Annotated in this window: 8 protein-coding genes; 6 read left to right on the top strand and 2 right to left on the bottom strand. The window is 63.5% G+C overall.

Going from position 1 to position 6998, the window contains the following annotated elements; translation table 11 throughout:
• From FLM9_RS05485 to FLM9_RS05470, 4 genes are all read left to right on the top strand, one after another.
• Positions 1-1428, top strand: a 1428-nt coding sequence (locus FLM9_RS05485) for an anthranilate synthase component I family protein (protein ID WP_306806798.1), incomplete at its 5' end; no start/stop codon positions are given.
• Positions 1425-2270 carry an aminotransferase class IV gene (locus FLM9_RS05480; RefSeq protein ID WP_074457623.1) on the top strand — a complete coding sequence of 282 codons (846 nt, stop codon included), beginning with the start codon at positions 1425-1427 and terminating at the stop codon, positions 2268-2270. The genes FLM9_RS05485 and FLM9_RS05480, both read left to right, overlap by 4 nt.
• Positions 2271-2372: 102 nt before the next feature.
• A complete protein-coding gene (locus tag FLM9_RS05475; RefSeq protein WP_074457622.1) occupies positions 2373-3224 on the top strand; it encodes a PhzF family phenazine biosynthesis protein in 852 nt (283 codons plus the stop codon).
• A complete protein-coding gene (locus FLM9_RS05470; RefSeq protein WP_102135490.1) occupies positions 3221-4141 on the top strand; it encodes an ATP adenylyltransferase family protein in 921 nt (306 codons plus the stop codon). The genes FLM9_RS05475 and FLM9_RS05470 overlap by 4 nt, the downstream gene beginning before the upstream one ends.
• On the opposite strand, the gene FLM9_RS05465 is transcribed toward FLM9_RS05470, so the two are convergent.
• Together FLM9_RS05465 and FLM9_RS05460 are read right to left on the bottom strand one after the other, a co-directional pair.
• Entirely contained in the window at positions 4119-4301 is a 183-nt protein-coding gene (locus FLM9_RS05465) for a hypothetical protein (protein WP_074457621.1), read from the bottom strand. The genes FLM9_RS05470 and FLM9_RS05465 overlap by 23 nt on opposite strands.
• Before the next feature lie 84 nt (positions 4302-4385).
• Complete coding sequence (locus tag FLM9_RS05460) at positions 4386-4814, bottom strand: hypothetical protein (RefSeq protein WP_218969742.1); 429 nt, start codon at positions 4812-4814, stop codon at positions 4386-4388.
• Between the two features lie 531 nt (positions 4815-5345).
• On the opposite strand from FLM9_RS05460, the gene FLM9_RS08190 reads away from it, so the two are divergent.
• Together FLM9_RS08190 and FLM9_RS08750 are read left to right on the top strand one after the other, a co-directional pair.
• Positions 5346-6098 carry a hypothetical protein gene (locus tag FLM9_RS08190; protein ID WP_074457620.1) on the top strand — a complete coding sequence of 251 codons (753 nt, stop codon included), beginning with the start codon at positions 5346-5348 and terminating at the stop codon, positions 6096-6098.
• A gap of 184 nt (positions 6099-6282) precedes the next feature.
• Positions 6283-6642 carry an ImmA/IrrE family metallo-endopeptidase gene (locus tag FLM9_RS08750; RefSeq protein ID WP_368794373.1) on the top strand — a complete coding sequence of 120 codons (360 nt, stop codon included), beginning with the start codon at positions 6283-6285 and terminating at the stop codon, positions 6640-6642.
• Positions 6643-6998: the final 356 nt, after the last annotated feature.

The raw sequence follows: 6998 nt of genomic DNA, 5'->3' as shown, positions 1-6998 counted from the left end.
CTGGTGAGACCACTGCCCTGGCGCGAGCCCTACAGCGCCGCCCAGCTTCTGGCCAGTCGTTGGGGCCGTGAGGGGCTGGTGTTACTGGACACGCACCCTGGTTGCGTGGATGCGCCAGGCCGCCAGCAGGACGGCACCGGCCGGTGGTCGTTTCTGGGCACCAGGCCTGTTCGCCAACTCTGTTGCCAAAGCTGGCCCTCCTGGTGGCCGGGCTCTTCTGCCTCCTGCGCAGAAGCAGGTGAAGACGATCCCTTCATCCTCCTGCGCCAGGGGTTGCCGGAGCGGGGGACCTGGACTCCCGCGTCCGGGCCGTGCCCCTTCATGGGCGGGTGGATGGGCTGGCTCAGCTTTGAAGCGGGTGCCTGGCTGGAGCACCACCCCCCATGGCGGCGGCCCGATCAGCCCCTCCTCTGGGCCGGACTTCACGACCCCCTGCTCTGCTTTGACCTGCTGGAGCGGCAGGTGTTTGCCGTCAGCCATGGATTCAGCGGCGAGGGATGGGAGCGCAGCGCCGCCCTGGCGGCTCAGCGTCAGGAGACACTTGCCCACATCTGGAGAGCCCCCGCTCCAGAGGTGGAGCCGGAGGCAGTTCGGGGCGCCTGGACATGGCACACCAGCGCCGGGGCGTTTGCCCAACAGGTGGCGCAGATTAAAGAACGGATTGGGGCAGGGGACGTCTTCCAGGCCAACCTGAGCTGTTGCTGTGAGGCGAACCTGCCCAGTCCACCGGATCCCCTGGGGCTCTATGGCCGTCTGCGTCAACGGAGCCCCGCCCCCTTTGCGGGCCTTGTGATCCATGGCGAGCATGCCCTGCTCTCGGCGTCCCCCGAACGTTTTCTCCGGGTGTCTGGCGACGGCTGGGTGGAAACCCGGCCCATCAAGGGGACCCGCCCCCGCCACCAGGACCCTGTACAAGATGCGGTCCTAGCGGTGGAGTTGATCACCAGCAGCAAGGATCGCGCTGAAAACGTCATGATTGTGGATCTGCTGCGCAACGATCTGGGCCGTGTCTGCCGTCCCGGCACCATTGCCGTGCCCACCCTGGTGGGGCTGGAGGGCTATCGGCAGGTGTACCACCTCACCTCCGTCGTCACCGGCCGGTTGCGGGCCGACCGTGACGTGGTGGATCTGCTGCGCAGCGCCTGGCCCGGCGGCTCCGTCACCGGAGCACCCAAGGTGAGGTCATGCCAGCGGCTGGCGGAGTTGGAGCCCCTGCCCCGGGGACCCTATTGCGGCTCCCTGTTCCGGTTGGGCCTGGACGGCAGTCTGGATAGCAACATCATCATTCGCAGCGTCATCCAGAAGGGCTCTCGTTTACGGGCCCATGCCGGCTGCGGCATTGTTCACGACTCGGACCCAGCCGCGGAAACCCAGGAAATGCACCTCAAAATGGCGCCCCTCCTCCAGACGCTGCAGCCCCTACCATGAGGGAAACTCCTGCGGACAGCCTGGCCTGGTTTGCGGGGCGATGGGATGCGCCAGAGCGCTTGGCCGTGCCCCTGGACGACCGGGGCTTGAACTTGGCGGACGGGGTCTTTGAAACCCTGCTGTGGCGCTCGGACGGCCCTGTGTTGTGGCCGCAACACTGGCAACGGCTGCAGCGGGGCTGCGCCTTGCTGGGCCTGGCTCCTGAACTGGACCCCGGACCGATCCAGGCCCTGGCGGCAGAGGGCTTCCGGCGCTTGGGCTCCCCCAGTGGCCAGGCGGCGCTGCGGATCACTGTCAGCCGTGGCCCCGGCCAGCGGGGGCTGGCGCTGCCCCAACCCCAACAGCCGCGCCTCTGGCTCCACCTCCATGCCGTCACCCCCTGCTTTGCGCCGGTGGACGTGATCACCAGCCGGCTGGTGCGCCGGCACGGGGACTGCGCCAGCAGCCGTTGCAAAACCCTCAACTACACCGACGCCGTCATCGCCCGGCGCGAAGCCCGGACGGCGGCTACCGACGATGCCCTGCTCCTCAGCAGCAGCGGCCACTACTGCTGTGGCACTGCCGCCAACCTCTGGATCCGGCAGGGGATGGACTGGCTGACGCCAGGGCTGGACCAGGGCTGCTTGCCCGGCATCATGCGGGAGCAACTTCTGCGGCAATCCAACTGCCGTGAGCACCCCGTCAGCCGCCACATGCTGCTGGCTGGCGGCGGCTTTCTCCTCAATAGCATCAGTTGCCGTCCCCTCCGCTCCCTGGATGGTCAGGCTCCCCACCGCCAACTGAGCCCCCAGGAGGCCGAGCGGGTGTTCAAGCAGCTCGTCGTGGATGCCTCAAGAACCTGACCCCACCGGACCATGGGGGAGTCGTTTCCGTTCTTCAGAGATGGTCTACCCTGGCCAGGGGGCCTGCATGGCCAGCACGGAGGAGGTACGGGGAAGGCAGCCATGCGCATTGCCCAGGTTGACGCGTTCACCACCCAGCCCTTCAGGGGCAACGGCGCGGCAGTGGTGCTGCTCAGCAGCCCGGTGACGGGCCAATCCCTACAGGCCCTGGCGGCGGAGTGTGCCCAGTCGGAAACAGCCTTTTTGCTGCACCTGCGGGGGCAGTGGCTGCTGCGCTGGTTCACCCCCACCCTGGAGGTGGACCTCTGTGGTCACGGGACCATGGCGGCAGCCAGGGCTTTATCCCACTGGGGGATGTTGGCCCCCGACCAGGCCATGGATCTCCACAGCCGCAGCGGACCGCTGCCGGTGGAACAGCGGGGGGCGGGATTTCGTGTGCAACTGCCCACGGGTCAACTGCACCAGGCCCCCTTGGATCCTGGGTTGGATCAACTGTTGGGGACCCCTGTGCAGCAGCGCTGGACCTCATCCCTCCGCTATGAGGTTGCCCTGGTGGAGGCCACCTTCCCCTTGGCCAGGTTGGCGCTGGATCAGGGCCGCTTGCGCCAACGGCCCTGTCTGGGACTGGTGGTGATGCAGGCCGGCCACCCCGCCACGGCAGGGGCAGAGTCCCCTGACTATCTCCTGCGTTTTTTTGCCCCTCGGGCCGGGATTCCCGAGGACCCGGTCACGGGTTCAGCCCATGCCCTGGTTTCTTCCTATTGGTTGGCCCGCACCGGGCACACCTGGCTGAAGGCTCGGCAGGCGTCCCGTCGCGGCGGCCACCTGCGGTTGTGGCAGAGGGGGGAGAATTACGTGGTCCTGGAGGGGGAGACGGCGCTGGTGTGGAGTGGAGAGTTGCTGGCCAACCTGGAGCCCGGCGGCCAACAGACGTGGGAAGATTTGCTTCCATGAGCATGTCCATGGCCAAAGAGGACGCCAGTGCCGGGAAAACAGCCCCAAGGCATCCCTGGGGCCACGTGGATGGCCAGTGGCTGGCGGCGCAGGCCCAGGCTGTGGGGACAACGGCCCTGGAACAGGGGGCCCTCTGTCCCATGCCCACAACCCTGTTGAGGCTCCCCAGGACGGCAGGGGCGGAGGTGCGCCACCTGGTGGGGAGGCATCCCCAAGCCATTGAACCCCGGAGCCAAGCCAATCCTTTCCTGCCCCCGGATCAACGGTTGGTGCTGAGGCCCTGGGGGCCAGCCCACACGCTCCTGCTCAACAAATACCCCGTCCGCCCCGGCCATCTGCTGCTCATCACCAACGGGGACCAGCCCCAGTCGGGTTGGCTGAACGGGGAAGACTGGCAGGCGGCGGCCGCCCTTCTGGAACACCATGACGGGCTGCTCTTTTTTAACAGCAGCCCGGTGGCGGGCGCCAGCCAGCCCCATCGCCACCTCCAACTGCTGCCCAGACTGCCGGGCCGGCCCTGCTTCCCCTGGGAGGCCTGGATCAACCAACCGGACGGGGTCTATCCCTGGCGGCTGCGTAAAACATCTCTGCCGAAACGGGACGGGGACTTGGCCGCCACCCTGGCCAGAATCTATGGGCAACAGTTGGCGGCCCTGGGGCGGGGCTCCGTCAAGGAGCACAGTCAACCCCAGGGGGCCTACAACCTGCTGATCACGCCTGATTGGTTCATCACCGTTCCCCGGCGACGGGATGAGCATCAGGGCGTCAACATCAATGCCCTGGGCTTTGCCGGCATGGTGCTGGTGACGGAGCACACCAATCCTGCCTGGTTGGCGGCAGGGGGTGACGTGTTGAGTGTGCTGCGGGCTGTGGGTGAGATCCCTGCAGCCGCGCTCAAGCAGCGGGTTCCCGGCTGAGTTGTTCTTCCAGCTTGCCGATCACGGAGTTGACAGCCGCCAGCTTGCGCTCCAGGCCATCCCGCCAGCTTTTCAGCATGTGGAGCTTGGCTTGTTTGTAATGGCGGTCGCGACTGGGCCAATCCTGGCCCAGGCAGGTGGCAAAGACGGGGGGAAACATGGGACACCAGGTGACGTGCAATGCTGTTTTAGCCAATGGCGGCCCCGGTTCAGGTAGGGGTATCCACCCTCGGCTTTGGCTCCCTTACTGTGCATCCACGGTGTTGTCGTTGCCGTCGGCGCCCATGGCCCGGGTGATGAGCTGATCGGACACGTCCTCGAAATAACGCTCCAGTTCGCCGTGGAGTTGACAGAACTTCGCCCAGACCAACCGCTTGAACTCCTCCGGACGGGCACGGGCCATGATGGTGGTGCGCCGTTGCCGGGCATAGCGGTAGGGGCGCACACCGTGCTTGCGGTAGATGGCGATGAACAGCCGCATGGACCATCGGTCCGAGAGGGAAAACTTCAACTCCACCTCCGGTTCCTGGTCCCTGTCCCCGCTGCCCAGGCGGGCCTGCAACCGGTTGAGGGCCGCCTCGGCTGCAGCTCGTTCCCCCGGACTAGCGGCACGGCGGAACAACTCCTCCACCTTGGCCAGCTTCTGCAGCAACGTCTTTTCATCAACCAGCAACGGCAGTCACCATGGGGGGTCAGGCCAGCAGGCTACCATCAAGGTCTTGAAAGAAGCCCGTGCCACCTGATGCTGCTGAAACAACGGGATTCTGCTACCGTTGCAGGACATTTGAGTGGAGAAGCCCCATTGAGGAAACCTTGGCAAAGGAGACCAAGGAACAATTCCAAGGTGCATAAGCGTGGAGATGCCACCGGACGGCGTTGATCTCCAGTAGGTGGCGCGGTCGTGCCGCTGTGTCGGCAGCCCTTACCACGGTGTCGACACTGTTGGAAGGATTCAGTTAGTCATTCGTCCGGATGCAACCATCTGTCCCAGGAACTGATCAACAACCGTGATCGTGTCGAGGCTTGGCTTTGTCAGGCGGTGGAAGCTGGTCATGCTGGTCATTGGGGGAGTCAATATCCCCGCTACGTCTGGCACCGGAATCAATTATAGAGAAACCATCTACGAAGCCCGTGAGGGGTCACGGGATTCCGGTGAATACCACGGTTACCCATTACAGCCAACACAGGAGGTTCAAGGGTTGCCATGACTGTCTCCTTTGCTTTCGACTGGGTGGACGACGCTGCTCCGTCGCCGGATGCGGCCATGGGGCAGACCATGGCCCAGTTATCGATTCAGGTGAACGGGGAAGTGGTGACGGCTGTATATGACCGCAGGAGCAGCGCGCGTCGCGACTACATTGTGGTTCCTCTCCTCAGCGTGGCGGAATGGGTGGTTGGCAACTGGTGCCACCTCTGGCATGAGCTTCCAGACACGACTGAGGAGATGGCCGGGCAAAAGACCGGTTTTGAGCAGCGCCATAACCTGGCGTTTGCCGGGGACGGGTTTCTCTGGCCAAAACTGACCATGGTTCCGTCGTCGGACGCCATGGAGCAGTTGCGATGGACCCCTTGGCAGCCTCGCTATGCCCGGATTAAGTTTGTGAAGGAGGGGAAAGCACGCGTCGCCTGTGGTCAATTGCAGAAGGAGTTGGAAGGAGTTGTCGAGGCCGTTCTGGAACGGCTGCGCAGCTTTGGCCATCAACAGGATTCGGTCGCTTCTGATCTCCAGGGCGCATGGAGCGCCATCAAGGCACTTGACCCTGAAGAGGATGAGTTTTGCCGTGCGGCTGCCCTGCTCGGGGTGGATCCCTTTGCCGTTGAGCAGGACATGGAAGAGGCAATCATTGCTTTCTGGCAACACACCGAGACGGCAATCCGCGAGGACATGCTCGCCAGCCCGGACGAAGCAACTCCCTGGTGCTTCCCGGTGGCTGGACCACACACGGGCACGGCTTGAGGGTGAGGACAACGGCAACGAATGGGCAGCCATCCGTGATGGGTTGCCACCTGTGCCGCTGGCCACGCCCTGGCAGCATGGCTATGCCTTGGCCAGGTCACTGCGCCACGCTCTGAGCTATGGCGATAGCCGGTTTGATTTTACCGCGCCGGGGCAACCTGCCTTGCATTACTGGGAAACGGCCATGCCGTCTAGCCGCATGGAAGGTCTGGTTTCAGCAGGTGGGCCAGCCTGTGCCATCACGAGTCAGAGGAGGGAAACTGCCAAGCGATTTGTCCTCGCCCGCGCCCTCGGGGACTACATTGGGCGGTCAGACGCTGGCTTGGGCATTCTGACCTCCATGGATACGGCGCGCCAAGCGCGATCCAGGGCCTTCGCAGCAGAACTTCTGGCGCCGGCTGAATCCCTGCGCCCTCGCCTCGCTGATCAGGGGGTGAACGTCCATGACCTGGGCCAGGAGTTTGACGTTTCCACTCAGCTGATCAACCATCAGATCACAAACCATGGCTTGCCGCAACCATACTCCAGCAGCGCCCATGGTTGATCGTGGTCAGCGCTGGGGCGTATTAAAATTGGTCTATCTTTGATTTGTAAGTTGCCAATCTTGCACACCTGTAAGTAAATATTGGATTTTACATTCTACACATTTTGGCAGAGCTTCAACAACGCCGACAGCGATGAATTCTCTTATTTTTATTGAAACATTTTTTACTTTCCATATTTTTGACAACGATTCTTGGGTCTGTATAGAATCTAAATCCACATCAGCTCATTTTATTATATAATCCGAGTTTTGGATAAGAGGAGGCGAGGGTAAGGTGGTCCTCTTACGGTGGTTGTGCGCTGTGGTCAGCCTGCTGAGGAGGGGGGGGGGAAGGAAGCCTGCTATGGCGTGCCATC

This window comes from Candidatus Synechococcus spongiarum (genome assembly GCF_900047545.1).
GTDB lineage: Bacteria > Cyanobacteriota > Cyanobacteriia > PCC-6307 > Cyanobiaceae > Synechococcus_B > Synechococcus_B spongiarum_C.
This window is presented reverse-complemented; position numbering and strand designations above follow the sequence as displayed.